The organism is Gottfriedia endophytica (genome assembly GCF_017814275.1).
Taxonomy (GTDB): Bacteria; Bacillota; Bacilli; order Bacillales; family Bacillaceae_G; genus Gottfriedia; species Gottfriedia endophytica.
This window is the reverse complement of the sequence record NZ_JAGIYQ010000018.1, coordinates 20,934-47,532: the sequence shown is the minus strand read 5'-3', so window position 1 is coordinate 47,532 and position 26,599 is coordinate 20,934. Positions and strand designations below refer to the sequence as shown.

Below are 26,599 nucleotides of genomic sequence, written 5' to 3'. Positions count from 1 at the left end.
TTTCTATTCTAGTCGAAAAGACGATATAAAAAAAGGGCATTGACCAGTTTGTAACTGTCATGCCCTTTTATTCAGTAATTAAACTAATTCAATTACAACCATTGGTGCAGCGTCGCCACGACGCGGACCAATTTTAGCAATACGAGTGTATCCACCTTGACGCTCAGCATAGCGAGGAGCGATGTCAGCAAATAACTTTTGTAAAGCATCTTGACCGTTTTCAACGTTTGCTACTTCCTTACGGATGTAAGCACCAGCTAAACGACGAGCGTGAATATCTCCACGTTTACCTAACGTAATCATTTTTTCAACAACTGAACGTAACTCTTTCGCACGAGTTTCAGTTGTTTGAATACGTTCGTTGATGATTAAGTCTGTAGCTAAGTCACGTAACATAGCTTTACGTTGTGAACTAGTACGTCCTAATTTTCTGTATCCCATTTCTAGTTCCCTCCTTTGTAGGTAGTATCAAAATTGGGTAATATGACTAGATGAAGAGAACGCCTCTCCCTTTAAAATGCTAAAATCAGTCTTCTTTACGTAGACCTAAGCCTAACTCATCTAACTTATTTTTAACTTCTTCTAAAGATTTACGTCCTAAGTTACGAACTTTCATCATGTCTTCTTCTGATTTATTTGCTAATTCTTGTACTGTATTAATTCCAGCACGTTTTAAGCAATTATAAGAACGAACAGAAAGGTCAAGTTCTTCAATAGTCATTTCAAGAACTTTATCTTTTTGATCTTCTTCTTTTTCATACATAATTTCTGCATTTTTAGCTTCATCCGTTAAACCAACGAAGATGTTTAAATGCTCAGTTAGAATTTTTGAACCTAGAGCGATTGCATCTTTTGGTCCAATGCTTCCATCTGTCCATACATCTAAAGTTAATTTATCGAAATTTGAAACCTGCCCTACACGTGTATTTTCCACTTGGTAAGTAACACGTGAAACCGGCGTGTAAATCGAGTCAATAGGAATAACACCTATCGCTTGATCCTCTCTTTTATTACCATCTGCAGGTACATATCCACGACCACGTTTAGCGATTAAACGCATACGAAGATGTGCATCTTTCGCAAGAGTTGCAATGTGAAGATCTGGATTTAGAACTTCAATATCGCTATCATGCGTAATATCTGCAGCAGTAATAGGGCCTTCACCACGAATATCAATTTCTAATGTTTTTTCTTCATCTGAATAAATTTTCAGAGCAAGTTTTTTCACATTAAGAATGATCGTTGTAACATCTTCTACTACACCATCAATTGTAGAGAATTCATGTAACACACCATCAACTTGAATTGCAGTTACAGCAGCACCAGGAAGTGAGGATAAAAGGATACGACGTAAGGAGTTACCTAGTGTTGTACCATATCCACGCTCAAGCGGTTCAATAACGAATTTTCCATACTTGGAATCGTCACTGATCTCAACCGTTTCGATTTTTGGCTTTTCGATTTCAATCATTTTATAAACCCTCCTTCAAAACGTCGAAACCTCGGTTAGACATCAGTCTAACCGAAAGTCCCCATTAGGCAGTTCCTAATTGTGCACAACTAAAGATGTCTGTTAATTTCTGTCAAACATTATATCATAAAACATTATAGACAAAATTTGAAAATTTATACAGACAAATTATACACGACGACGTTTTGGTGGACGGCATCCGTTATGTGGAACTGGAGTTACGTCTTTAATAGCAGTAACTTCAAGACCAGCAGCTTGAAGAGCACGGATTGCAGCTTCACGACCAGCACCAGGTCCTTTAACAGTTACATCTAAAGTTTTTAAACCGTGTTCCATAGAAGCTTTTGCAGCTGTTTCAGCAGCCATTTGCGCAGCAAAAGGAGTAGATTTACGAGAACCTTTGAACCCTAATGAACCAGCACTTGACCATGCAATTGCATTACCATGAACATCAGTAATAGTTACGATTGTGTTATTGAAAGTTGAACGAATATGAGCTGTACCAGCTTCAATATTCTTTTTCACACGACGTTTACGTACGTTTGTTTTACGTGCCATGTTGAATACCCTCCTTTACTTGATATTATTTCTTCTTATTCGCTACTGTACGGCGTGGGCCTTTACGAGTACGAGCGTTGTTTTTCGTATTTTGACCACGAACAGGTAAGCTACGGCGGTGGCGGATACCACGATAAGAACCGATTTCGATAAGACGTTTAATGTTTAATGATACTTCACGACGAAGATCACCTTCAACTTTTAATTTGTCTACTAATTCACGGATTTTACCTAATTCTTCTTCTGTTAAATCACGCACACGTGTGTCTTCAGAAACACCAGCTTCAGCTAAAATTTTCTCAGCAGTAGAACGGCCGATACCAAATACGTAAGTTAGAGAAATTACCACGCGTTTGTCGCGAGGAATATCTACACCAGCAATACGAGCCATTAGGGTGCACCTCCTTCTTTATTAACCTTGTTTTTGTTTATGTTTTGGATTTTCACAAATTACCATTACTTTACCACGTCTGCGGATAACTTTACATTTCTCACAGATAGGTTTTACAGATGGTCTCACTTTCATGATTTCAACCTCCTTATAGATTACGGAGTGCATAGTTATTATTTAAAACGGTACGTAATACGCCCACGAGTTAAATCATATGGAGATAGTTCAACAGTTACTTTGTCACCTGGAAGAATACGGATAAAGTTCATACGAATTTTACCAGATACATGTGCAAGAACAACATGACCATTTTCTAACTCAACTTTAAACATTGCATTAGGCAGTGTTTCGGTAACAGTACCTTCTATTTCAATTACATCATCTTTCGCCATTAGGGGCATTCTCCTTTCTTCAAATCAGCAGCTTGCTTGTTCGGCAGTTAGTACTCAATAGGAACATTGTGCCTAAGTGCTCTGAAATGTTGGAGATTAATTGAGGATCTAAGTAAGATTAGTCTCAATATTACTTGTATCCTATTTAAAAGCAATCGCTCCAAGCAAAGCTCTGTTCAAGCTTTATATTATAATAATCAGTTTTGACGAAACGACAAAACGTCATACACATGGAACGACTATCTTCTCGTTCGTTATTAAACTAACTCTTTCAAAAGATTATCAACGTCTTCAAAGACTTTGCCAATCTCTTGTTCACCATCTATTGTTCTAACATAACCAAGGTTATTATAGAAATCTAATAGAGGCTGAGTTTGTTTGATATTAACTTCTAAGCGATTTGCAACTGTCTCTTCATTGTCATCCGCACGTTGGTAAAGCTCTCCACCGCACTTCGGACATACGCCTTCTTCCTTTGGAGGATTATAGATCAGATGATAAGTTGCTCCACACTCTTTACAAATGCGACGACCTGTTAAACGATCAATTAAAAGTTGTTGGTCTACATGAATGTTTAACACGAAGTCAATTTTACGGTTCATACCTTTTAATGTTTCTTCCAAAGCTTCTGCCTGCGCAACAGTTCTTGGAAACCCATCAAGTAAGAAACCTTTTTGGCAATCATCTTTTGCTAATCGATCACGGACAATACCAATTGTTACTTCATCAGGAACAAGATGACCTTGATCCATAAAAGATTTCGCTTTAAGACCTAGTTCTGTGCCTTCTTTAATTGCAGCACGGAACATATCACCAGTTGAAATATGCGGAATATCGTATTTTGCAACGATTTTTTCTGCTTGTGTGCCTTTGCCTGCACCAGGAAGCCCCATTAATATTAAATTCATGGTTGTTCCTCCTTGAAGTTAAGTGAGCTAAGGGAAACTGAATTCCCTATGCCCGTTATTTTATAAAGCCTTTGTAGTGTCTTTTTACTAGTTGACTTTCTAATTGTTTCATTGTTTCAAGAGCAACGCCGACAACAATTAGTAAACTTGTTCCACCTATTTGTGCAGTAGGTGGTAAGTTAGCAACTTTACCGAATATAATCGGTAAAAGTGCGATCACTGCTAAAAAGATTGAACCTACAAAAGTTAATCGATATAAAACTTTTGTTATATACTCTTGTGTGCTCTTACCTGGACGAATACCAGGGATGTAGCCACCTTGCTTTTGCAAGTTTTCTGCCATTTGTTCTGGATTAACCTGAACAAATGTATAGAAATAAGAGAATGCAATGATTAAAGTCAAGTAAATAGCCATGCCCCAAGGATTGGAGTAGTTAAATACTTCTTTAATCCATGCTGTTACATCATTTTGTGGAAAAAATGATGCAATTGTCGAAGGAGTAACCAGGAATGACACAGCAAAGATTACTGGAATAACTCCCGCACTATTTACTTTTAAAGGTAAATGAGTAGATTCTCCTCCAACATAACTATTTCCACTGTTACGTTTTGCATATTGAATTGGAATCTTTCTATTTGCTTGTTGGATAAAGATTACCGCAACAATAACAACTATTAAGACTAATACAACTAAGCCAACTTTAACAGAGTTTAGAAATAACGCATCTCCAGCATCTTTAAATTGCTGCAGATATACTTGGTTAATTGTAGTTGGAATCGCAGCAATAATCCCTGCAAAAATGATAATTGATATACCGTTCCCAACACCTTTTGCAGTAATTTGCTCGCCTAACCACAATAAGAAAGCTGTACCAGCTGTTAGTACAGTAGCGATATATAAGTAAGTAGACCAACCTGGGCTTGTAATAAGTACACCACCAGTTGCATTGTTCATACTTACTGAAAGTCCAATTGCCTCAATAAACCCTAAACCAATGGTTACATAACGGGTTAATTGATTCAATTTACGTCGACCAATCTCACCTTGCTTCGACCATTCCGTTAGCTTTGGAACTACGTCCATTTGCAGTAACTGAATTACGATTGAAGCAGTAATGTAAGGCATTATACCCATTGCAAAAATCGAGAACTTTTTAAGAGCTCCTCCACCAAATGTATTTAACACACCGAAAGCACCTAAGGAGCTATCTTGTGACGCTAATACATCCGCGTTGACGTTTGGAACAGGTATAAACGTCCCAATACGAAATACAATTAACATTAATAATGTGAAGAAAATTTTCCTTCTTATATCTGCAACGCGCATAAAGTTGGAGATTGTCCGGAACATTAGATCACCTCAGTTTTTCCACCAGCTGCTTCGATAGCTTCTACCGCAGTAGCTGAGAACTTGTGAGCCTTAACAGTAAGTTTAACTTCTAACTTACCTTTTCCTAAGATTTTGATTCCAGCTAATTCTTTACGAACAATGCCAGTCTCGATTAGTAACTCAGGAGTTACTTCTGTTCCATTCTCGAAGCGATTTAATGTTTCAACATTAACGATTGCATATTCTTTGCGGTTAATGTTAGTGAAACCACGTTTTGGTAAACGACGGAATAAAGGAGTTTGACCACCTTCAAATCCAAGACGAACACCGCCGCCTGAACGAGCGTTTTGTCCTTTATGACCTTTACCAGCAGTTTTACCGGTACCAGAACCAATACCACGTCCGATACGTTTAGATACTTTACGAGAACCTTCTGTAGGTTTTAATTCATGAAGTTTCATCAGGGCACCTCCTTAACTTATTGATGTTTCATTAAATTTCTTTAACTGATACAAGGTGAGAAACTTTGTTAATCATCCCACGCATTGCAGCGTTATCTTCTTTCGTAACAGTTTGATTAGTTTTAGTTATTCCTAATGCGCGAACTGTTGCGATTTGATCTTGTTTACGACCAATAACACTACGAGTGAGGGTAATTTCTAACTTTTTCGCCATCGTTATCCCTCCTTATTTACCTAGTAACTCTTCAACAGATTTACCACGTAATTTTGCAACTTCATCAGCACGTTTTAAGTTGCTTAATCCTTCGATTGTAGCACGTACGATGTTAACCGGTGTGTTAGAACCTAGTGATTTAGATAAGATATCATGTACACCAGCAAGTTCTAATACCGCACGAACTGGACCTCCAGCGATAACCCCAGTACCTTCTGATGCAGGTTTTAAGAAAACTTCACCTGCTCCGAAACGACCTGTGATTTCATGAGGAATAGTTGTGCCAACGATTGGTACATTAATTAGGTTTTTCTTTGCATCTTCTACTGCTTTACGGATAGCATCTGGTACCTCTTGGGCTTTACCAGTTCCGAACCCTACATGACCGTTCTTGTCACCAACAACCACTAATGCTGCAAAGCGGAAACGACGTCCACCCTTAACAACCTTTGCAACACGGTTGATAGTAACTAGGCGTTCTTCAAGCTCTAATTTATTAGGATCAATGCGACGCATGTATGTCCCTCCTTCTTCGATTAAAATTGTAATCCAGCTTCACGAGCAGCTTCAGCTAAAGCTTTTACGCGACCATGATATAAGTAACCACCGCGGTCAAATACTACTTCAGTAACACCTTTTTCAGTTGCGCGTTTTGCAACTAAAAGGCCAACTTGTTTAGCAGCTTCAACGTTGCCAGTACCATTTAAAGATAAATCTTTATCTAAAGTTGATGCGCTTGCTAATGTTACACCATTAACATCATCAATTACTTGAGCATAGATATGTTGGCTAGAACGAAAAACGTTTAAACGTGGACGTTCTTGAGTACCAGATAATTTTGTACGTACACGACCATGTCTTTTCTTACGTACAGCATTTTTATCAGCTTTTGTGATCATCTTGGTCACTCCTTTCTGTTATCTAGTTAAATTACTTCGCAGTTTTACCTTCTTTACGACGAACAGTTTCGCCTTCGTAACGAATACCTTTACCTTTATAAGGCTCTGGTGGGCGTACTTGACGGATATTAGCTGCAACTGCACCTACACGCTCTTTATCGATACCTTTAACGATAACTTTTGTGTTTGCAGGAACCTCAATCTCAATACCTTCTTCTGGAGTAATCTCAACTGGGTGAGAGTATCCAACGTTTAGAACTAATTTATTACCAGCTTTAGAAGCACGGTAACCAACCCCGATTAAGTCAAGGCTACGAGTATAACCATTAGTTACACCTTCAACCATGTTTCCAAGGATTGCACGAGTAGTACCATGAAGAGCACGGTGCTCTTTGTTATCAGTTGGACGTGCAACTGTTAATACGTTCTCGTTAAGTTCGATTTGCATGTCAGCATGGAAAGTACGAGTTAACTCTCCTTTAGGACCTTTTACTGTTACAGTATTGTTGTTATTAGTGATTGTAACTCCAGCTGGAATTACAAGTTCTTTTTTACCAACACGAGACATTCATTACACCTCCATTCTCTCTGTCGTTTATTACCAAACGTATGCTAAGATTTCGCCACCAGTTTTAGCTTGGCGAGCTTCTTTATCTGTCATTAAACCTTTCGAAGTTGAAAGGATTGCAATACCTAAACCGTTCAGTACGCGAGGTACTTCATCAGTTTTAGCGTAAACACGTAAACCAGGTTTAGAAATTCTTTTTAGACCAGTGATAACACGTTCGTTGTTAACACCGTATTTTAAGAAGATACGAATAATACCTTGTTTGTTGTCTTCAATGTACTCCACGTCGCGGATGAAACCTTCACGTTTAAGGATTTCAGCAACTTCTTTTTTAAGGTTAGAACCTGGTAGTTCTAACTTCTCGTGACGTACCATGTTCGCATTACGAATGCGAGTAAGCATATCTGCAATAGGATCTGTCATGACCATGTTCAGATAACCTCCTTCCTAATTCTCAATATATTACCAACTAGCTTTTTTAACGCCAGGGATTTGTCCTTTATAAGCAAGTTCACGGAAACAAATACGGCAAAGTTTAAATTTGCGTAATACAGAGTGTGGACGTCCGCAACGTTCGCAACGTGTGTACTCTTGTACTTTAAACTTTTGTTCACGTTTTTGTTTCGCAATCATTGATTTTTTAGCCACGTTTTCGCCTCCTCTTCTTTAGCGCTGGCTTTCATTATTTTTGAAAAGGCATTCCGAATAATGTTAGCATTTCACGAGCTTCTTCATCAGTGTTTGCAGTAGTTACAATAACGATGTCCATACCACGTACTTTGTTCACTTTATCATAATCGATCTCTGGGAAGATTAATTGTTCTTTAACACCTAAAGTATAGTTACCACGACCATCGAATGATTTTTTAGAAATCCCACGGAAGTCACGTACACGAGGTAAAGTAACTGACACTAATTTATCAAAGAATTCATACATACGCTCACCACGTAATGTAACTTTCGCACCGATCGGCATTCCTTCACGAAGACGGAAACCAGCGATTGATTTTTTAGCTTTTGTTACTACAGGTTTTTGACCTGCGATTTTTGTTAATTCCTCAACTGCTGTATCTAGTGCTTTAGAGTTTGAAACAGCCTCACCAACACCCATGTTGATGACGATTTTTTCAATCTTAGGCACTTCCATAACTGATTTATAGTTAAACTTGCTCATTAGAGCAGGAGTAATTTCACTTTGATATTTCTCAACTAGGCGGTTCATTCAGAAGACCTCCTTTCATTTATTTCTATTATTTATCAAGTAATTCGCCTGATTTTTTTGCAACACGTACTTTTTTACCATCCACTAATTGGTAACCTACTCGGGTAGGTACGCCAGTTTTTGGATCTAATGCCATAACATTAGAAACATGGATTGGTGCTTCTTTTTCGATGATGCCACCTTGTGGGTTAGCTTGTGTTGGTTTCGCGTGTTTTTTAACGATGTTAACACCTTCAACTAGTACGCGGTTCTTCTTTGGAAAAGCAGCAAGGATAACGCCTTGTTTTCCTTTGTCTTTACCAGAGATAACTTGAACTTTATCACCTTTTTTTACATGCATCTTCTTCGTGCACCTCCTTAATAAGGCTTTTTGAAGTTTTTAATTAAAGAACTTCTGGAGCTAATGATACGATTTTCATGAAGTTGCTATCACGTAATTCACGTGCAACTGGTCCGAAAATACGAGTTCCACGAGGGCTCTTATCGTCTTTGATGATAACAGCTGCGTTTTCATCAAAACGGATATAAGAACCATCAGGACGACGCATACCACGTTTCGTACGAACGATAACGGCTTTAACTACGTCACCTTTTTTAACAACGCCACCTGGTGTTGCTTGTTTTACTGTACATACGATAATGTCACCGATATTAGCAGTTTTACGTCCTGAACCACCTAATACTTTAATAGTAAGTAATTCACGAGCACCTGAGTTATCTGCAACTTTCAAACGAGATTCTTGTTGGATCATATCTGTTGACCTCCCTTCGGAATATAAATATTATCCGAGCATATCTATTTAGATAATAACAGCTTCTTCTACAATTTCAATTAAACGGAAACGTTTTGTAGCTGATAATGGACGAGTCTCCATGATTTTTACGATATCGCCAACTTTTGCTTGGTTAAGCTCATCGTGCGCTTTATATTTTTTAGAATATCTAACGCGTTTTCCGTATAGTTTATGCTTTTTATAAGTTTCAACCACAACTGTGATTGTCTTATCCATTTTATCAGAAACTACACGTCCTGTGTAAACTTTACGTTGGTTACGTTCGCTCACTGTGCAAACCTCCCCTCAATGATTAGTTGTTAGAGCTGATTTCTCTTTCACGTACTACAGTTTTCATACGAGCAATAGCTTTACGTACCTCACGGATACGAGCAGTGTTCTCTAATTGTCCTGTAGCTAGTTGGAAACGAAGGTTAAATAACTCTTCTTTAAGAGATTTCACTTTTTGTTCAATTTCAGCAGTGGTAAGATCGCGAATCTCATTAGTTTTCATTAGAATCACCACCATTGTCTTCACGTTTTACAAACTTACATTTAACTGGTAATTTGTGTGCTGCTAAGCGTAATGCTTCGCGAGCGATTTCTTCAGAAACACCAGCGATTTCAAACATAATTTTACCTGGTTTAACGACTGCAACCCAACCCTCTGGAGCACCTTTACCGCTACCCATACGTACTTCTAATGGTTTAGCTGTGTAAGGTTTAGAAGGGAAGATTTTAATCCATACTTTACCGCCACGTTTCATGTAACGAGTCATCGCACGACGCGCTGCTTCGATTTGACGGTTAGTGATCCAAGAAGCTTCAGTTGATTGTAAACCGAATTCACCAAATGCGATTTCTGTGCCACCTTTAGCACGACCACGCATTTTTCCACGGTGTTCTCTACGATATTTAACACGTTTAGGCATTAACATAATTAATTTCCTCCTTCCTCAGAAGCTTTCTTTTTAGTAGGAAGAACTTCACCACGATAGATCCAAACTTTAACGCCTAGTTTACCGTATGTTGTATCTGCTTCTGCAGTTGCATAATCGATATCTGCACGTAAAGTGTGTAGTGGTACTGTACCTTCACTATAAGATTCAGCACGAGCAATATCTGCGCCGCCAAGACGACCAGAAACTTGCGTTTTAATTCCTTGTGCACCAGCACGCATTGAACGTTGTAATGATTGCTTTTGAGCACGACGGAAAGAAACACGGTTTTCTAATTGACGAGCAATATTCTCAGCTACTAATTTAGCATCTAAATCAGCTTTTTTAATTTCAATGATGTTGATATGAACGCGTTTGCCTGTTAGGTTGTTTAAAGCTTTACGAAGTGCTTCAACTTCGCTACCACCTTTACCGATTACCATACCAGGTTTAGCAGTGTGAACTGTAACGTTAACACGGTTTGCAGCTCTTTCAATTTCTACTTTAGAAACCGCAGAATCAGCAAGACGAGCGTTAATGTATTCACGAATTTTTAAATCTTCATGTAATAGATCAGCATAATCTTTTTCAGCGTACCATTTAGATTCCCAATCACGGATAATACCGACACGAAGTCCGACTGGATTTACCTTTTGACCCATCGATTATCCCTCCTTCTTCTCAGATACCACTAATGTAATGTGGCTTGTGCGTTTATTGATTGCGCTAGCACGTCCTTGAGCACGTGGGCGGAAACGTTTTAAAGTTGGACCTTCATCAACGAATACTTTTTCAACGTATAAGTTGTTGATATCCATATCATAGTTGTGTTCTGCGTTAGCAATAGCAGATTTTAATAGTTTTTCTACAACTGGAGAAGCAGTTTTAGGTGTATGACGAAGGATTGCGATCGCTTCACCAATTCCTTTTCCTCGGATTAAATCGACTACAAGACGAACTTTACGAGGAGCGATTCGAACTGTTCTTAATACAGCTTTAGCTTGCATTGGAGTGCCTCCTCTCATTATCTTCTAGTTTTTTTGTCATCCGCATCGTGACCTTTGTAAGTACGAGTTGGAGCAAATTCGCCAAGTTTGTGACCTACCATATCTTCTGTTACGTATACAGGTACGTGTTTACGTCCATCATACACTGCAATAGTATGTCCGATAAATTGTGGAAAAATTGTTGAACGACGTGACCAAGTTTTAACAACTTGTTTAGATTCAGTCTCGTTTAATTTCTCAACTTTTGCCAATAAATGATCATCAATAAATGGTCCTTTTTTCAGGCTGCGTCCCATTGTGGTACCTCCCTTCGTGATTGACCTACGGTTCTAGTGAACCGTAGCACAACCGCGTTATTTTTTACGACGACGTACGATAAACTTGTCTGACGCTTTGTTTTTCTTACGAGTTTTATAACCAAGAGTTGGTTTACCCCATGGAGACATTGGTGATTTACGTCCGATTGGAGAGCGTCCTTCACCACCACCGTGTGGGTGATCAACTGGGTTCATTACAGATCCACGTACAGTTGGACGTTTACCCATCCAACGAGAACGACCTGCTTTACCGATGTTAATAAGTTCGTGATGCTCGTTACCTACTTGACCTACAGTAGCGCGACAAGTAGCTAAGATCATACGTACTTCACCAGAGTTTAAGCGAACTAATACGTAACGGTCTTCTTTACCTAATACTTGAGCAGAAGTACCAGCAGAACGTACTAATTGTCCACCACGACCTGGTTTTAACTCGATATTGTGGATAGTAGTACCAACTGGAATGTTAACAAGTGGTAATGCATTACCGATTTTAATGTCAGCTTCTGGGCCAGACATAATTTCAGTTCCAACTTCTAAGTTTTTAGGAGCTAGGATGTAGCGTTTTTCACCATCAGCATAGTTAATTAACGCAATGTTAGCAGAACGGTTTGGATCGTACTCAATAGTAGCAACGCGTCCTGGTATACCGTCTTTATCACGTTTGAAGTCGATGATACGGTATTGACGTTTGTGTCCACCACCTTGGTGACGAACAGTAATTTTACCTTGGTTGTTACGGCCAGCTTTTTTGTTAAGTGGTGCTAATAACGATTTTTCTGGTTTATCAGTAGTGATTTCAGCAAAATCGTTAGTAGTCATATTACGGCGACCGTTAGTGGTTGGTTTATACTTTTTGATTGCCATCGTTGTTTCCCTCCTTTTCTACTAAATTATACGCCTTCGAATAATGTGATTTCTTGGCTATCAGCAGTTAATTTAACGATTGCTTTTCTACGACGGTTTGTATAACCAGCATGTTTACCCATGCGCTTAAACTTACCTTTGTAATTCATAACGTTAACTTTTTCTACTTTTACACCGAAGATTGCTTCAATAGCATCTTTCACTTCAGTTTTATTAGCTCTTACATCAACTTCGAAAGTATATTTTTTCTCAGCAACAGCTTCCATAGAAGCTTCAGTAATAACTGGGCGTTTGATAATATCACGAGGATCCTTCATTACGCAAGCACCTCCTCTACTTTTTCCACCGCTGCTTTAGTCATGATTAAAGTATCATGATGTAAAACATCTAGTACGTTAACTTCGTCAGCAGCAATAACAGTAATCCCTTGGATGTTACGAGCTGATAAAGCAACATTTTCATTTACGTCTGCTGTTACGATAAGAACTTTCTTTTGAACAGATAAGCCTTGTAGTACAGCAACCATATCTTTAGTTTTTGGTGCATTTAACATTAAATCTTCTAAAACAAGCATGTTTTGCTCTAATACTTTCGTAGATAAAGCAGATTTAATCGCTAAACGACGAACTTTTTTAGGTAATTTGTAAGCATATGATCTTGGAGATGGACCGAATACGATACCACCACCACGCCATTGTGGAGAACGGATCGAACCTTGACGAGCACGTCCAGTTCCTTTTTGACGCCATGGTTTACGACCACCACCGCGTACTTCAGAACGAGTTTTTACTTTATGTGTACCTTGACGTAAAGATGCACGTTGCATCATTACTGCGTCAAATAGTACGTGTTCATTTGGTGCAATACCGAATACTGACTCAGCTAATTCGATTTCACCAACTTGAGAACCTGTTTGGTTATACATAGTAACTTTAGGCATTTGGTTTCCTCCTTTCTTCTATGTTAATTAGTTAGATTTAACCGCAGAACGGATTGTAACGTAAGATTTTTTAGCACCTGGTACATTACCTTTTACTAATAGTAAGTTGCGTTCAACGTCAACTTTAACGATTTGTAGGTTTTGTACTGTGATTTGTTCTCCACCCATGCGTCCAGGTAATGCTTTATTTTTGAATACGCGGTTTGGAGCTACAGGACCCATTGAACCAGGACGACGGTGGTAACGAGAACCGTGAGACATTGGTCCGCGAGATTGTCCGTGGCGCTTAATGCTACCTTGGAAACCTTTACCTTTTGAAATTCCTGATACATCAACGATGTCACCATTTGCAAAAATATCAACTTTGACTTCTTGACCTACTTCGTAAGCTGCAACATCAGCATTACGAATTTCACGTACGAAGCGCTTAGGTGCAGTGTTTGCTTTTGATGCATGACCTTTTTCTGGTTTGTTAGCTAATTTCTCACGTTTGTCAGCAAAACCTAATTGGATTGCTTCATAACCGTCAGTTTCAGCAACTTTCTTTTGAAGAACTACGTTTGGAGTAGCTTCGATTACAGTAACCGGAATTAATTCACCGTTTTCTGCAAACACTTGTGTCATACCGATTTTTTTCCCTAAGATTCCTTTGGTCATAAGTCACACCTCCTAAATAATATATTGTAATTAATTAAAGTTTGATTTCAATATCAACGCCAGACGGTAAGTCTAGTCTCATAAGTGAATCAACAGTTTGTGGAGTTGGATTCACGATATCGATTAAACGTTTGTGTGTGCGCATTTCGAATTGCTCACGAGAATCTTTGTATTTATGAACCGCACGAAGAATTGTATAAACTGATCTCTCAGTTGGTAATGGAATCGGACCAGATACAGAAGCACCTGAACGTTTCGCTGTTTCAACAATTTTCTCAGCAGACTGATCTAAAATACGGTGATCGTAAGCTTTTAAACGAATACGAATTTTTTCTTTTGCCATAATTTTCCCTCCTTTTTCGCCTATTTCTAAAATAGACATACTCCATGGAAATTTTCCCTACACTCGCCATGGCAAAGCGGCCGGGTGTATCGGCAACCTTCCATTTCTACGCAGTTAAAGACCAACATCATTTATTATAACTAAAATAAATGCGGTTTGCAAGTGAATTCTAGTTATTTGTTTAATAAATAATGTTTAGCTCTGCCTTTCATTCACTTGGTTATTATATAATCTTTGAATAGCAAAATCAAGTTTCATCTAAAACGAAGTAATTATCAATTTATTCCATTATATATTCTAATAGAAAAATAAAAAAAGCTTAGAGAAAAATATTCTCTAAGCTTTTAATATACAATTATAAATTACTCAATGATTGAAGCTACAACGCCAGCTCCAACTGTACGTCCGCCTTCACGGATTGAGAATTTAGTTCCTTCTTCAACAGCGATTGCGTTGATTAGTTCAACAGTCATTTCGATGTTGTCGCCAGGCATAACCATTTCAGTTCCTTCTGGTAATTGGATGATTCCAGTTACGTCAGTAGTACGGAAATAGAATTGTGGGCGGTAGTTAGCGAAGAATGGAGTATGACGTCCACCTTCTTCTTTTGATAAAACATAAACTTCCGCTTTGAATTTAGCGTGTTGTTTAACTGAACCTGGTTTAGCTAATACTTGACCACGTTGGATATCATCACGTGCTACACCACGAAGAAGTGCACCGATGTTATCTCCTGCTTCAGCTTGATCAAGAAGCTTACGGAACATTTCAACACCTGTTACAGTTGTTGATTTTGGCTCTTCAACAAGACCGATAACTTCAACAACGTCACCAACTTTAACGATACCACGTTCTACACGACCAGTAGCAACTGTACCACGACCAGTGATTGAGAATACGTCCTCAACTGGCATTAAGAATGGTTTGTCAGTTTCACGTTGTGGAGTTGGGATGTAAGAATCAACAGCAGCCATTAATTCATGGATTTTGCCTTCCCACTCAGCATCTCCTTCAAGAGCTTTAAGAGCAGAACCTTTGATTACAGGGATATCATCACCTGGGAATTCATATTCAGAAAGTAGGTCACGGATTTCCATTTCTACTAATTCTAATAATTCTTCGTCATCAACCATATCACATTTGTTCATGAATACAACTAGGTAAGGAACACCTACTTGGCGTGATAATAAGATGTGCTCACGAGTTTGTGGCATTGGACCATCAGCAGCAGATACTACTAAGATACCGCCATCCATTTGAGCAGCACCAGTGATCATGTTTTTAACATAGTCAGCATGACCTGGGCAGTCAACGTGTGCATAGTGACGAGTTTCAGTTTCATACTCAACGTGTGCAGTAGAGATTGTGATACCACGTTCTCTTTCTTCTGGAGCACCATCGATTTGATCGTAAGCGCGAGCTTCTGCTCCACCTGTTTTAGCTAATACAGTTGTAATAGCAGCAGTTAATGTAGTTTTACCATGGTCAACGTGTCCGATTGTACCAACGTTAACGTGTGGTTTAGAACGTTCGAATTTAGCTTTACCCATTCTAAATTGCCTCCTTATTTTAAGAAAAAATTTTATTAGATTTATTGTTATGCTATAAAGAGTAACTCGTACTCTTTATAGCTTACATAACTAGTTATACATGATGAGAATTAAATAATCAATTACTCACCTTTATATTTTTTGATAATTTCTTCAGAAATTGATTTTGGTGTATCTTCATAATGGTCAAATACCATTGAGAACGTTCCACGACCTTGAGTGTTAGAACGTAATGAAGTTGCGTAACCAAACATTTCTGAAAGTGGTACCATAGCACGTACAACTTGTGCGTTACCACGAGCTTCCATACCTTCAACGCGACCACGACGAGAAGTAATATCACCCATGATATCTCCTAAGTATTCCTCAGGAATAACAACTTCTACTTTCATTAATGGTTCAAGTAGAACTGGGTTACATTTCTTAACAGCGTTTTTAAGAGCTAATGATGCAGCAACTTTAAACGCCATTTCGTTTGAGTCAACATCATGATATGAACCATCAAATAAACGAGCTTTAATGTCGATTAGTGGGAAACCAGCTAATACACCATTTTTAAGTGAATCTTCAAGTCCTGCTGCAACTGCTGGAATGTATTCACGAGGAACAACACCACCAACGATTCCATTTTCAAACTCAAAGCCTTTTCCTTCTTCGTTTGGAGAGAATTCAATCCAAACATGACCGAATTGACCACGTCCACCAGATTGGCGTACGAATTTACCTTCTACTTGTGCAGAAGAACGGAAAGTTTCACGGTATGCTACTTGAGGAGCACCAACGTTTGCTTCAACTTTGAATTCGCGACGTAAACGGTCAACGATGATATCAAGGTGAAGCTCACCCATACCCGCAATGATTGTTTGACCAGTTTCTTGGTCAGTATGCGTACGGAATGTAGGATCTTCCTCTGTTAATTTAGCTAATGCAGTACCCATTTTATCTTGGTCTGCTTTAGATTTTGGTTCGATTGCAATCGAGATAACTGGCTCAGGGAATTCCATTGATTCAAGAATTACTAAATTCTTTTCATCACAAAGAGTGTCACCTGTTGTAGTATCTTTTAAGCCTACAGCAGCCGCGATATCACCTGCATGTACTTTAGAAATCTCTTGACGAGAGTTCGCATGCATTTGTAGGATACGACCTACACGTTCGCGTTTACCTTTTGTAGAGTTTTGAACGTATGAACCAGATTCTAAAGTACCTGAGTACACACGGAAGAATGTTAATTTACCAACGTAAGGGTCAGTCATGATTTTGAATGCTAATGCAGAGAATGGCTCTTCATCACTAGAATGACGAATAAGTTCTTCTTCAGTATCAGGTACAATCCCTTTAATTGCTGGTACATCTAATGGTGATGGTAGGTAGTCAATTACTGTATCAAGTAATAATTGTACACCTTTGTTTTTGAATGCAGAACCACAAATAACTGGGTAGAATTGAACACTATTAGTAGCTTTACGGATAGCCGCTTTCAATTCTGGAATTGTGATTTCTTCACCTTCAAGGTATCTTTCCATTAACTCTTCATCAAGTTCAGCAACCGCTTCTACTAATCTTCCACGGTATTCTTCAGCTTGATCTTTATACTCATCTGGAATTTCAATTATTTCAAGATCAGTACCCAGGTCATTTACATATTTAGTAGCTTTCATTTCTACTAAGTCAATAATTCCCCAGAACTCATCTTCAGCACCCATAGGTAATTGAATTGGATGAGCGTTAGCTTGAAGACGATCATGTAAAGTGCCAACTGAATATAGGAAGTCTGCACCGATTTTATCCATTTTGTTTACGAATACCACGCGTGGTACACCGTAAGTTGTTGCCTGACGCCATACTGTTTCAGTTTGAGGCTCAACACCAGATTGAGCATCAAGTACTGCTACCGCACCGTCAAGTACACGTAATGAACGTTCAACTTCAACAGTGAAGTCTACGTGACCAGGAGTGTCGATAATATTTACACGGTGGTTATTCCATTGAGCTGTTGTCGCAGCAGAAGTAATTGTGATACCACGTTCTTGCTCTTGCTCCATCCAGTCCATTTGAGAAGCACCTTCGTGAGTTTCGCCGATTTTATGAATACGACCAGTATAATAAAGAATACGCTCTGTTGCTGTAGTTTTACCAGCATCGATATGAGCCATAATCCCGATATTACGAGTATTATTTAAGGAGAACTCTCTTGTCATATAGGGTTCTTTCTCCTTCCATTTATATAGTTGGATTTTTGTATAACAAAAAGTTATTCCCGAACACATGTTATGTTATTAAGTTGACCACATCAAGTTTAGAACCATCATGTCATCCTAAGTTATGTAAATCAGGACGTTCACCTAGGCCAATTAGCTAACTAATCTAAGTCTAGGAGAACGACTTAAACAACATACATTATGTGCAGAAATAACTAGATTACTTTCGATCTTACCAACGGTAGTGAGCAAACGCTTTGTTCGCTTCTGCCATTTTGTGAGTGTCTTCACGTTTCTTAACAGCTGCACCAGTGTTGTTAGCTGCATCAAGAATTTCGTTAGCTAAACGCTCTTCCATCGTTTTTTCTCCGCGAAGGCGAGAGTAGTTTACTAACCAACGAAGTCCTAAAGTAGTACGGCGTTCTGGACGCACCTCTACTGGTACTTGGTAGTTTGAACCACCAACACGACGAGCTCTAACTTCTAGAACTGGCATGATGTTTTTAAGTGCTGCTTCAAATACTTCCATTGGCTCTTTACCAGAGCGTTCTTGGATTAATTCGAAAGCACCGTATAAAATAGCTTGAGATTTTCCTCTTTTACCGTCAATCATCATTTTGTTGATTAGACGAGAAACTAATTTAGAATTGTAAAGTGGATCTGGTAACACGTCTCTTTTCGCAACAGGTCCTTTACGTGGCATGTGATTTCCTCCTTTCGACTAGTTGTGATTTATTACTTTTTAGCTGCTTTCGGTCTCTTAGAACCGTATTTAGAACGACTTTGCATACGTTTGTCAACACCCGCAGTATCTAATGCACCACGAACGATATGGTAACGTACCCCTGGTAAATCTTTTACACGTCCACCACGGATAAGAACAACACTGTGCTCTTGTAAGTTGTGTCCGATACCTGGGATATAAGCAGTTACTTCGATACCGTTTGTTAAACGTACACGAGCGTATTTACGTAACGCTGAGTTCGGTTTCTTTGGAGTCATAGTACCAACACGAGTACAAACACCACGTTTTTGTGGAGCTGATAAATCAGTTGATTTTTTCTTTAATGAGTTGAAACCTTTGTTTAACGCAGGTGATTTTGATTTCCATACTTTAGAAGTACGACCATTACGCACTAACTGGTTAATAGTAGGCATGAGTATTCCTCCCTTCACATATTTATAAGACCACACATCCAGGTGGTTCATTATAAGTTATAAACAAAGTTTTGCAAGAGAAAGGAAGACCTTTCTCCCGCAAAACAGTTTTAACTGTATATTCCTACATTAGCCCCGAATTCAATCTACTGTAACAGTAGAAGCTATTGTCTAGGAGCAACCTTGAATATCTTAACACTTTTTACAAAGAACTGTCAACTCAAGATAGGAATATTTTTTTAATTTTATTTTTCTACTAATACTTCTTCTGTCATGCTTGGAGATTCGTTTATTGGCTGAATTAATTCAACCTTACGATATCTGTTCATTCCTGTACCAGCAGGAACTAACTTACCAATAATAACATTTTCTTTTAGACCAAGCAACTCATCACGTTTTCCTTTAATAGCAGCATCAGTTAAGACACGAGTAGTTTCTTGGAATGATGCAGCTGATAAGAATGAATCCGTTTCAAGAGATGCTTTTGTAATACCTAATAGTAATGGGCGTGCAGTAGCCGGCTGTTTACCTGCAAATAACGCTTCTTTGTTAGCATCAGTAAACTGATGTAATTCAAGTAATGTTCCTGGTAGTAAATCAGTTTCTCCAGCGTCCATAACACGAACTTTTTTCAACATTTGTCGAACCATTACCTCTACGTGTTTGTCTCCAATTTCTACCCCTTGCATACGGTATACTTTTTGAACTTCACGTAATAGGTATTCTTGTACAGCGTTTGTACCCTTAACTTTTAAAAGTTCTTTAGGATCAATTGAACCTTCAGTCATAACTTGACCACGTTCAATTTTTTGTCCGTCATGAACTTTCAAACGAGCACCATAAGGTACTGGGTAATTACGAGTTTCAACTGTACCTTTGATAACAATCTCTTGTTTATCTTTTGCATCAGTTTGAATTTCAACAATACCATCGATTTCAGAAATAACCGCTTGACCTTTCGGATTACGCGCTTCAAATAGCTCTTGAATACGCGGTAAACCTTGAGTAATATCGTCTCCTGCAACCCCACCTGTATGGAATGTACGCATTGTTAACTGTGTACCTGGTTCACCGATTGATTGAGCTGCGATAATACCAACAGCTTCACCAACTTCAACCTCAGCACCTGTCGCAAGGTTGCGACCATAACATTTTTTACATACACCATGATGAGTGTTACAAGTAAACGCAGAGCGAATATTAACTTCTTCGATACCTGCATCGATAATTTCGTTTGCTAAGTCTTCAGTGATTAGTTCGTTTTCACCCATTAATAGATCACCTGTTTCAGGATGACGTACTTTCGCACGAGTGTAACGTCCAACTAAACGATCATATAAAGATTCAATAATTTCATTTCCTTCTTTAATTGCTTTTACATGTAATCCTCGATCAGTACCACAATCATCTTGACGAACAATTACATCTTGCGCAACATCAACTAGACGACGAGTTAAGTAACCTGAATCGGCCGTTTTAAGGGCTGTATCAGCAAGACCTTTACGCGCACCATGTGTTGAAATGAAGTACTCTAAAACTGTTAATCCTTCACGGAATGAAGATTTAATCGGTAATTCGATGATACGACCAGCCGGGTTGGCCATTAGACCACGCATACCAGCAAGCTGAGTGAAGTTGGACGCGTTACCACGGGCACCAGAGTCACTCATCATGAAGATTGGGTTACGTTTATTTAAGGAAGCCATCAGTTTTCCTTGGATTACATCTTTTGCGTCACTCCAAATAGAGATAACACGGTCGTAACGCTCATCCTCCGTGATTAAACCACGACGGAATTGCTTCAATACTTTATCTACTTTACCTTGTGCTTCGTCAATGATTTCCTGTTTATCAGGTAATACTAAGATATCAGCCACACCAACTGTAATACCAGCTTTTGTAGAATATTTAAATCCTAGGTCCTTCATGCGATCAAGCATTTTAGATGTTTCAGTAATTTTGAAACGTTTAAATACTTCTGCAATGATGTTTCCTAAAATTTTCTTGCTAAACGGAGCAATTTCTTCTCTACTTGCAATAATTTCTTTGACGTTTGCACCTTTTGGAACGAAATACAGTTTAGGTGTTTCGATCTCAAGGTTTGCACGAGTTGGTTCGTTTATATATGGGAAAGACTTCGGTAAGATTTCATTAAATGCTAACTTACCAACAGTTGTGATTAGTAGAGAGTTATTTTGTTCTTCTGTGAACGTTTCGTTATTTAAAGACCCTGCAGCAACTGCAATACGAGAATGTAAGTGTACATATCCGTTTTGGTATGCAAGTAACGCTTCATTAGTATCTTTAAACACCATTCCCTCACCTACAGCACCAGCACGCTCAAGCGTTAAGTAATAGTTTCCTAATACCATATCCTGAGATGGTGTAACAACTGGTTTTCCGTCTTTCGGGTTTAGAATGTTTTGAGCTGCAAGCATTAAGATACGAGCTTCTGCTTGTGCTTCACTAGAAAGTGGTACGTGAACCGCCATTTGGTCACCGTCGAAGTCCGCATTGTATGCAGTACATACAAGTGGGTGAAGACGGATTGCGCGACCTTCAACAAGTGTTGGTTCGAACGCCTGAATTCCTAGTCTGTGTAGAGTTGGGGCACGGTTTAATAACACCGGATGCTCACGAATAACTGATTCTAATACATCCCAAATTTCTGGGTGTAAACGTTCAATTTTACGTTTTGCACTCTTAATGTTGTGTGCTAATCCACGTTCTACTAATTCTTTCATCACGAAAGGTTTGAATAGCTCGATCGCCATTTCTTTCGGTAATCCACATTGATACATCTTTAAGTTTGGTCCTACAACGATAACCGAACGTCCTGAGTAGTCAACACGTTTACCAAGAAGGTTTTGACGGAAACGACCTTGTTTACCTTTTAGCATGTGAGAAAGAGATTTTAATGGACGGTTACCTGGTCCTGTTACAGGGCGACCACGACGACCGTTATCAATTAACGCATCAACAGCTTCTTGTAACATACGTTTTTCGTTTTGCACGATGATGCTAGGTGCACCAAGGTCTAATAAACGTTTTAAACGATTGTTTCTGTTGATTACACGACGATATAAATCGTTTAAGTCTGAAGTTGCAAAACGTCCACCATCTAATTGTACCATCGGGCGTAATTCTGGTGGAATTACTGGTAGTACATCTAAAATCATCCAAGATGGTTCATTACCTGAATTACGGAACGCTTCTAGAACTTCTAGACGTTTAATTGCTCTTGTACGACGTTGGCCTTGAGCAGTTTTTAATTCTTCTTTTAAAGAATCAACATCTTTCTCAAGATCAATATCTGAAAGAAGCTTTTTAATCGCTTCAGCTCCCATAGAAGCTTGGAATGTTTGACCATAACGCTCACGATATGCTCTGTATTCCTTCTCAGATAAAAGTTGTTTTTTCTCTAATGGAGTATCTCCAGTTTCAGTTACTACATAAGAGGCAAAATAAATTACTTCTTCCAAAGCTCGAGGGGACATGTCTAAAACAAGTCCCATTCGGCTTGGAATACCTTTAAAGTACCAAATATGTGATACAGGAGCTGCTAACTCAATGTGTCCCATACGTTCACGACGTACCTTTGCACGAGTTACCTCTACTCCACATCGGTCACATACTACACCTTTGTAACGTACACGTTTGTATTTTCCACAGTGACATTCCCAGTCTTTTGTAGGTCCGAAGATTCGTTCACAAAACAGACCATCTTTCTCTGGTTTAAGTGTGCGGTAGTTAATTGTTTCAGGTTTTTTAATTTCCCCGTATGACCACGAGCGAATTTTGTCAGGCGATGCAAGTCCGATTTTCATATACTCGAATTTATTTACATCTATCAAGGGGCCTACCTCCCTTTCTGTCCTAAGGTTTTACCCTAATAATACTTATTCCTTAACGTATTCCATATCCATAGCTAAATTTTCTGCTGATTGATCTTCATCATCTTCAGTATCACGCATTTCAATTTCTTGATCATCAATTGTCATCATTTTAACGTCCATACCAAGTGATTGTAATTCTTTGATTAATACCTTGAATGATTCAGGTACTCCTGGTTCTGGAACATTTTCACCTTTAACAATTGCTTCATATGTTTTCACACGACCAACAACATCGTCTGATTTAACAGTAAGAATTTCTTGAAGAGTGTATGCAGCACCGTATGCTTCAAGTGCCCATACCTCCATCTCACCGAAACGTTGTCCACCAAATTGTGCTTTACCACCAAGTGGTTGTTGAGTAACAAGTGAGTATGGTCCAGTTGAACGAGCATGTAGCTTATCGTCAACCATGTGAGCAAGTTTGATCATGTACATAACACCAACAGAAACACGGTTATCAAATGGTTCACCTGTACGTCCATCATATAGTACAGTTTTCGCATCTTTCGCCATACCAGCTTCTTCGATTGTTCCCCATACGTCTTCTTCACGAGCTCCGTCAAATACTGGAGAAGCAACATGAATACCTAGTGCTCTCGCAGCCATACCTAAGTGCAATTCTAACACCTGACCGATATTCATACGAGAAGGTACGCCTAATGGGTTTAACATGATATCAACTGGTGTTCCATCTGGCATAAATGGCATATCTTCTTCTGGTAAGATACGAGAGATAACCCCTTTATTACCATGTCGACCAGCCATTTTATCCCCTTCAGAAATTTTACGTTTCTGAACGATGTATACACGCACTAATTGGTTAACTCCTGGTGGTAATTCGTCACCGTTTTCACGAGTGAACACTTTTACATCCAGGATAATTCCTCCACCACCATGCGGTACACGTAGAGATGTATCACGAACTTCACGAGCTTTTTCACCGAAGATTGCATGAAGTAAACGTTCTTCAGCAGTTAACTCAGTAACCCCTTTAGGTGTTACTTTACCAACTAATAAATCACCATCTTTTACTTCAGCACCAATACGGATGATTCCACGCTCATCAAGATGTTTTAAAGCATCTTCACCAACGTTTGGAATATCACGCGTGATTTCTTCAGGTCCAAGTTTTGTATCGCGAGCTTCTGATTCATATTCTTCAATATGAACTGAAGTATAAACATCATCTTTTACTAAACGACGGTTCATGATGATCGCATCCTCGTAGTTATAACCGTCCCATGTCATGAAGGCAACAAGCACGTTACGTCCTAATGCTAACTCACCTTTTTCCATAGAAGGTCCATCTGCAAGAATTTCACCTTTTACAACCTCGTCACCAACGCTAACGATCGGACGTTGGTTATAACAAGTACCTTGGTTTGAACGTACGAATTTAAGCATACGATATTTATCAAGGTCACCTTTTACTTTTTGTCCATCAACATCGATATAACGACGAACCCAAACTTCTTTTGCCTCAACACATTCAACAATACCTGGATGTTTACAGATTACTGCAGCACCAGAGTCTTTTGCAGACACGTATTCCATACCTGTACCAACAATCGGAGATTCAGGATTTAATAACGGTACTGCCTGACGTTGCATGTTCGCACCCATTAGAGCACGGTTCGAGTCATCGTTTTCTAAGAACGGAATACATGCTGTCGCAGCAGACACAACCTGTTTTGGAGAGATATCCATATAGTCAATTCGTTCGCGTTTAACTACAACGTTCTCATCACGGAAACGAGCTACTACATCTTCATCAAGGAAATCCCCTTCATCAGATAAACGAGCGTTTGCTTGGGCAACAACATAGTTATCTTGTTCATCAGCTGTTAAGTAATCTACACGCGTAGTTACACGTCCAGTTTCTGGATCAACACGACGATATGGTGTTTCAATGAAACCAAATTCATTTACTTTTGCATATGATGATAATGAGTTGATCAAACCAATGTTCGGTCCCTCTGGAGTTTCAATCGGACACATACGACCATAGTGAGAATAGTGTACGTCACGTACTTCGAAACCAGCTCGTTCACGAGTTAATCCACCCGGTCCTAATGCTGATAGTCTTCGTTTGTGAGTTAATTCTGCTAGTGGGTTAGTTTGGTCCATGAATTGAGATAACTGAGAGCTACCAAAAAACTCTTTAATCGATGCAATAACCGGACGAATGTTAATTAACGCCTGCGGTGTAACTGCATTCGTATCTTGTATAGACATACGTTCACGAACAACACGTTCCATTCTAGATAAACCGATACGGAATTGGTTTTGTAATAACTCACCAACTGAACGTAAACGACGGTTTCCTAAATGGTCGATATCGTCTGTATCACCTACATTATGTAGCAGGTTAAAGAAGTAAGAAATCGAAGCAATAATGTCAGCAGGTGAAATATTCTTTACACTCTTACTAACATTGGCATTTCCAATTACTTGAATAATTTGTTCGCCTTCACCTTCAACAGGAGCATAAATTTTAATTGATTGAAGTAAAATATCTTCCTCAATTACACCACTCAATGGATGAGCTGCTTTTTCACCAATATTCTTTTCTAAGAATGGCAGAATACGGTCTAAAGTACGACGATCAAGCGTAGTGCCTTTTTCAACAATAATTTCTCCAGTTTCTGGATCAACTAATGTTTCAGCGATACGTTGATTAAACAAGCGATTTTTAATGTGTAACTTTTTATTTATTTTATAACGTCCTACACTCGCTAAGTCATAACGTTTTGGATCAAAGAAACGAGTAATTAATAGGTTTTTAGCATTTTCAACCGTTGGCGGTTCGCCAGGACGTAATCTTTCATAGATTTCAAGCAGTGCTTTTTCAGAGCTATCTGTATTGTCTTTTTCAAGAGTATTACGTAGATATTCATTTTCACCTAATAGGTCAAGAATTTCTTGATCACTTCCAAAACCTAATGAGCGAAGTAACACTGTAACTGGTAGTTTTCTAGTTCGGTCAATACGAACATAAACTACATCTTTTGCATCTGTTTCATATTCTAACCAAGCTCCACGATTTGGTATAACTGTCGCAGTATAGCCTTTTTTACCATTTTTATCGACTTTACCACTGAAGTATACACTTGGAGAACGAACTAATTGCGATACGATAACACGTTCAGCACCATTTATAATAAATGTGCCTGTATCTGTCATTAAAGGAAAATCTCCCATAAAGACATCTTGTTCTTTTACTTCGCCAGTTTCTTTATTTAATAATCGAACCTTCACACGAAGTGGCGCAGCGTAGTTTACGTCACGTTCTTTTGATTCTTCTACAACATACTTTGGATCACCTAAACTGTAATCAACGAATTCAAGTGATAGATTACCTGTAAAATCCTCAATTGGAGAAATATCTTGGAACATTTCTCTTAAACCTTCATCTAAGAACCACTGGTAAGATGCGGTTTGAATTTCAATTAAGTTAGGTAACTCTAGTACTTCACTGATACGAGCGTAACTTCTACGTTGGCGGTGTCGTCCATATTGAACTAGTTGACCTGACAAC

At 38.8% G+C, this 26,599-nt stretch carries 35 protein-coding genes; all 35 read right to left on the bottom strand.

The genetic code is table 11. The features are described from left to right. Positions 1-78 precede the first annotated feature (78 nt). Complete coding sequence (rplQ, locus tag J5Y03_RS18145) at positions 79-441, bottom strand: 50S ribosomal protein L17 (protein ID WP_209407421.1); 363 nt, start codon at positions 439-441, stop codon at positions 79-81. Between the two features lie 85 nt (positions 442-526). Next, the gene (locus J5Y03_RS18140; protein WP_209407420.1) at positions 527-1,471 is read right to left on the bottom strand and encodes a DNA-directed RNA polymerase subunit alpha; all 945 of its coding nucleotides are present in this window, start codon (positions 1,469-1,471) and stop codon (positions 527-529) included. Positions 1,472-1,639: 168 nt separating this feature from the next. Then, on the bottom strand, positions 1,640-2,029 hold the full coding sequence (rpsK, locus tag J5Y03_RS18135; protein ID WP_209407419.1) for a 30S ribosomal protein S11: 390 nt from the start codon (positions 2,027-2,029) through the stop codon (positions 1,640-1,642). A 25-nt stretch (positions 2,030-2,054) separates the two neighbouring features. Further along, complete coding sequence (gene rpsM, locus J5Y03_RS18130; protein ID WP_209407418.1) at positions 2,055-2,420, bottom strand: 30S ribosomal protein S13; 366 nt, start codon at positions 2,418-2,420, stop codon at positions 2,055-2,057. Between the two features lie 21 nt (positions 2,421-2,441). Further along, positions 2,442-2,555: a 50S ribosomal protein L36 gene (gene rpmJ / locus J5Y03_RS18125; RefSeq protein WP_000868344.1), complete on the bottom strand. Its 114-nt coding sequence runs from the start codon at positions 2,553-2,555 to the stop codon at positions 2,442-2,444. 38 nt (positions 2,556-2,593) lie between these two features. Further along, complete coding sequence (gene infA / locus J5Y03_RS18120; RefSeq protein ID WP_056467475.1) at positions 2,594-2,812, bottom strand: translation initiation factor IF-1; 219 nt, start codon at positions 2,810-2,812, stop codon at positions 2,594-2,596. A gap of 257 nt (positions 2,813-3,069) precedes the next feature. Continuing rightward, complete coding sequence (locus J5Y03_RS18115; protein WP_209407417.1) at positions 3,070-3,720, bottom strand: adenylate kinase; 651 nt, start codon at positions 3,718-3,720, stop codon at positions 3,070-3,072. A 55-nt stretch (positions 3,721-3,775) separates the two neighbouring features. After that, a complete protein-coding gene (gene secY, locus J5Y03_RS18110) occupies positions 3,776-5,071 on the bottom strand; it encodes a preprotein translocase subunit SecY (RefSeq protein ID WP_209407416.1) in 1,296 nt (431 codons plus the stop codon). Continuing rightward, positions 5,071-5,511 (bottom strand): 50S ribosomal protein L15, encoded by a 441-nt coding sequence (rplO, locus tag J5Y03_RS18105; protein WP_209407415.1) that lies wholly within the window; start codon positions 5,509-5,511, stop codon positions 5,071-5,073. Before rplO ends, secY begins: the two co-directional genes overlap by 1 nt. Before the next feature lie 31 nt (positions 5,512-5,542). Beyond that, positions 5,543-5,725 (bottom strand): 50S ribosomal protein L30, encoded by a 183-nt coding sequence (gene rpmD, locus J5Y03_RS18100; RefSeq protein WP_209407414.1) that lies wholly within the window; start codon positions 5,723-5,725, stop codon positions 5,543-5,545. Between the two features lie 12 nt (positions 5,726-5,737). After that, on the bottom strand, positions 5,738-6,241 hold the full coding sequence (gene rpsE, locus J5Y03_RS18095; RefSeq protein WP_209407413.1) for a 30S ribosomal protein S5: 504 nt from the start codon (positions 6,239-6,241) through the stop codon (positions 5,738-5,740). Positions 6,242-6,261: 20 nt separating this feature from the next. Further along, on the bottom strand, positions 6,262-6,624 hold the full coding sequence (gene rplR / locus J5Y03_RS18090) for a 50S ribosomal protein L18 (RefSeq protein ID WP_209407412.1): 363 nt from the start codon (positions 6,622-6,624) through the stop codon (positions 6,262-6,264). A gap of 31 nt (positions 6,625-6,655) precedes the next feature. Beyond that, entirely contained in the window at positions 6,656-7,192 is a 537-nt protein-coding gene (gene rplF / locus J5Y03_RS18085) for a 50S ribosomal protein L6 (RefSeq protein WP_209407411.1), read from the bottom strand. Between the two features lie 30 nt (positions 7,193-7,222). Further along, a complete protein-coding gene (rpsH, locus tag J5Y03_RS18080) occupies positions 7,223-7,621 on the bottom strand; it encodes a 30S ribosomal protein S8 (protein ID WP_209407410.1) in 399 nt (132 codons plus the stop codon). A 33-nt stretch (positions 7,622-7,654) separates the two neighbouring features. Then, on the bottom strand, positions 7,655-7,840 hold the full coding sequence (locus J5Y03_RS18075; RefSeq protein WP_069716795.1) for a type Z 30S ribosomal protein S14: 186 nt from the start codon (positions 7,838-7,840) through the stop codon (positions 7,655-7,657). Positions 7,841-7,874: 34 nt separating this feature from the next. Further along, complete coding sequence (rplE, locus tag J5Y03_RS18070; RefSeq protein WP_209407409.1) at positions 7,875-8,414, bottom strand: 50S ribosomal protein L5; 540 nt, start codon at positions 8,412-8,414, stop codon at positions 7,875-7,877. Positions 8,415-8,442: 28 nt separating this feature from the next. Continuing rightward, positions 8,443-8,754 (bottom strand): 50S ribosomal protein L24, encoded by a 312-nt coding sequence (gene rplX, locus J5Y03_RS18065; RefSeq protein ID WP_209407408.1) that lies wholly within the window; start codon positions 8,752-8,754, stop codon positions 8,443-8,445. A 43-nt stretch (positions 8,755-8,797) separates the two neighbouring features. Then, entirely contained in the window at positions 8,798-9,166 is a 369-nt protein-coding gene (rplN, locus tag J5Y03_RS18060) for a 50S ribosomal protein L14 (protein WP_209407407.1), read from the bottom strand. 48 nt (positions 9,167-9,214) lie between these two features. Further along, complete coding sequence (gene rpsQ / locus J5Y03_RS18055) at positions 9,215-9,478, bottom strand: 30S ribosomal protein S17 (protein ID WP_209407406.1); 264 nt, start codon at positions 9,476-9,478, stop codon at positions 9,215-9,217. A gap of 22 nt (positions 9,479-9,500) precedes the next feature. Next, positions 9,501-9,701: a 50S ribosomal protein L29 gene (gene rpmC, locus J5Y03_RS18050; protein ID WP_209407405.1), complete on the bottom strand. Its 201-nt coding sequence runs from the start codon at positions 9,699-9,701 to the stop codon at positions 9,501-9,503. Next, complete coding sequence (gene rplP / locus J5Y03_RS18045) at positions 9,691-10,125, bottom strand: 50S ribosomal protein L16 (RefSeq protein WP_098809309.1); 435 nt, start codon at positions 10,123-10,125, stop codon at positions 9,691-9,693. The genes rpmC and rplP overlap by 11 nt, the downstream gene beginning before the upstream one ends. A gap of 2 nt (positions 10,126-10,127) precedes the next feature. After that, a complete protein-coding gene (rpsC, locus tag J5Y03_RS18040) occupies positions 10,128-10,787 on the bottom strand; it encodes a 30S ribosomal protein S3 (protein WP_209407404.1) in 660 nt (219 codons plus the stop codon). A gap of 3 nt (positions 10,788-10,790) precedes the next feature. Next, positions 10,791-11,132 carry a 50S ribosomal protein L22 gene (gene rplV, locus J5Y03_RS18035; RefSeq protein ID WP_209407403.1) on the bottom strand — a complete coding sequence of 114 codons (342 nt, stop codon included), beginning with the start codon at positions 11,130-11,132 and terminating at the stop codon, positions 10,791-10,793. Between the two features lie 17 nt (positions 11,133-11,149). Next, positions 11,150-11,428 carry a 30S ribosomal protein S19 gene (gene rpsS, locus J5Y03_RS18030; protein WP_209407402.1) on the bottom strand — a complete coding sequence of 93 codons (279 nt, stop codon included), beginning with the start codon at positions 11,426-11,428 and terminating at the stop codon, positions 11,150-11,152. Between the two features lie 57 nt (positions 11,429-11,485). Continuing rightward, positions 11,486-12,316, bottom strand: a complete 831-nt coding sequence (rplB, locus tag J5Y03_RS18025) for a 50S ribosomal protein L2 (RefSeq protein ID WP_209407401.1) — start codon at positions 12,314-12,316, stop codon at positions 11,486-11,488. Between the two features lie 26 nt (positions 12,317-12,342). Then, positions 12,343-12,633 carry a 50S ribosomal protein L23 gene (rplW, locus tag J5Y03_RS18020; RefSeq protein ID WP_209407400.1) on the bottom strand — a complete coding sequence of 97 codons (291 nt, stop codon included), beginning with the start codon at positions 12,631-12,633 and terminating at the stop codon, positions 12,343-12,345. Next, positions 12,633-13,256, bottom strand: a complete 624-nt coding sequence (gene rplD / locus J5Y03_RS18015; RefSeq protein WP_209407399.1) for a 50S ribosomal protein L4 — start codon at positions 13,254-13,256, stop codon at positions 12,633-12,635. Before rplD ends, rplW begins: the two co-directional genes overlap by 1 nt. A gap of 27 nt (positions 13,257-13,283) precedes the next feature. Beyond that, entirely contained in the window at positions 13,284-13,913 is a 630-nt protein-coding gene (gene rplC, locus J5Y03_RS18010) for a 50S ribosomal protein L3 (protein ID WP_209407398.1), read from the bottom strand. A 34-nt stretch (positions 13,914-13,947) separates the two neighbouring features. Continuing rightward, positions 13,948-14,256: a 30S ribosomal protein S10 gene (gene rpsJ / locus J5Y03_RS18005; RefSeq protein WP_188389998.1), complete on the bottom strand. Its 309-nt coding sequence runs from the start codon at positions 14,254-14,256 to the stop codon at positions 13,948-13,950. A gap of 362 nt (positions 14,257-14,618) precedes the next feature. Beyond that, positions 14,619-15,806, bottom strand: a complete 1,188-nt coding sequence (gene tuf / locus J5Y03_RS18000) for an elongation factor Tu (protein ID WP_209407397.1) — start codon at positions 15,804-15,806, stop codon at positions 14,619-14,621. Between the two features lie 122 nt (positions 15,807-15,928). Continuing rightward, positions 15,929-18,007, bottom strand: a complete 2,079-nt coding sequence (fusA, locus tag J5Y03_RS17995) for an elongation factor G (protein ID WP_209407396.1) — start codon at positions 18,005-18,007, stop codon at positions 15,929-15,931. 232 nt (positions 18,008-18,239) lie between these two features. Beyond that, the gene (gene rpsG, locus J5Y03_RS17990; protein ID WP_209407395.1) at positions 18,240-18,710 is read right to left on the bottom strand and encodes a 30S ribosomal protein S7; all 471 of its coding nucleotides are present in this window, start codon (positions 18,708-18,710) and stop codon (positions 18,240-18,242) included. Between the two features lie 32 nt (positions 18,711-18,742). After that, positions 18,743-19,165: a 30S ribosomal protein S12 gene (rpsL, locus tag J5Y03_RS17985; RefSeq protein WP_209407394.1), complete on the bottom strand. Its 423-nt coding sequence runs from the start codon at positions 19,163-19,165 to the stop codon at positions 18,743-18,745. 245 nt (positions 19,166-19,410) lie between these two features. Then, a complete protein-coding gene (rpoC, locus tag J5Y03_RS17980) occupies positions 19,411-23,019 on the bottom strand; it encodes a DNA-directed RNA polymerase subunit beta' (RefSeq protein ID WP_209407393.1) in 3,609 nt (1,202 codons plus the stop codon). Between the two features lie 45 nt (positions 23,020-23,064). Then, positions 23,065-26,598: a DNA-directed RNA polymerase subunit beta gene (gene rpoB / locus J5Y03_RS17975; RefSeq protein WP_209407392.1), complete on the bottom strand. Its 3,534-nt coding sequence runs from the start codon at positions 26,596-26,598 to the stop codon at positions 23,065-23,067. Position 26,599: the final 1 nt, after the last annotated feature.